Raw genomic sequence first — 1,038 nt, forward strand, 5'->3', positions numbered from 1 at the left:
CGTCAGCCCCGGTCAGGTGGTGATCCGTGCCGACGGGATCGCAGCGGCCGAAGTCGTGGCCCATCTGCCAATCGACAGCTTTCGCCGCCTGCTGGGAGATGCGCCTGAAGGCATCACCCTTGCCGACATGATGCGCGACCTACCAGCCACGCAAATCGAGGTGACGCTCAGCCCGCTGTCGGACCCGACCCAAATCTGGACCGCCCGCGTTGTCCGGATCGAAGGCGCGCTGGATGCCCGTGCGCGCACCGTGCCGGTCGTCGTCAGGGTTGACGACCCCTATGAGGGCGCGTACCCGCCCCGGCGCCTGCCGCTGGTGCCCAACATGCAGGTGCAGATTGCCTTTTCGGGCGCTTCTATGTCAGGCCTCATCGCAATCCCCGAAGCGGCACTGCATGGGGGCATGGTGCGTATCGCAAGCGCCGATAACAGGCTGGAGTTGCGGCCCGTCACCGCCGGTTTTGCACAAGACGGCTCGGTCATCATCACCGATGGGCTCGCCCCCGGCGACCGCGTGGTGATCGACGACATCGCCCCGGCCATTCCCGGCATGACCCTGACCCCGGTCGAGGCCGCGCAATGATCCGCTGGTTCACCGGCCACCCGACGGCGGGCAACCTGCTGCTTTTGCTGTTCCTCGCCGCCGGGGCCTTTGCCGCGCCGGGTCTCTTGCGCGAAACCTTCCCGGATTTCCGCGCTGTCGAGGCCGAGATCACCGTGCCCTACCGGGGCGCTGCCGCCGAGGATGTCGAAGGCGCGATCTGCGCGCCGCTGTGGGACGGGGTGCAGGGTGTCGAGGGGCTGGAGACCTTCACCTGCACCGCGCAAACCGGCCGCGCCCGCGCCGTGGCGACCATGGCGCCGGGCAATGACGCGCTGCGTTTCGTGAATTCTCTGCGCACCGAGGTTTCGGCCATCGACAGCTTTCCTGACCGTGCCGATCCTGCGGTGGTGCGCGAGTTGCACCGCTCCGATCCGGTCACCTCGGTGGCTATCTCGGGCGATCTGCCGCTGGGCGAACTGGACCTTTATGCGGAC

At 67.7% G+C, this 1,038-nt stretch carries 2 pseudogenes; both read left to right on the forward strand.

Features of this window, described 5'->3' with window-relative positions:
• Positions 1-583 (forward strand): annotated as a pseudogene (locus E2L05_RS20935) (hypothetical protein); the annotation flags it as partial.
• Positions 580-1,038, forward strand: a pseudogene (locus tag E2L05_RS20540) (efflux RND transporter permease subunit); the annotation flags it as partial. The pseudogenes E2L05_RS20935 and E2L05_RS20540, both read left to right, overlap by 4 nt.

The sequence above is a fragment of the Meridianimarinicoccus aquatilis genome (assembly GCF_004358675.1).
GTDB lineage: Bacteria > Pseudomonadota > Alphaproteobacteria > Rhodobacterales > Rhodobacteraceae > Meridianimarinicoccus > Meridianimarinicoccus aquatilis.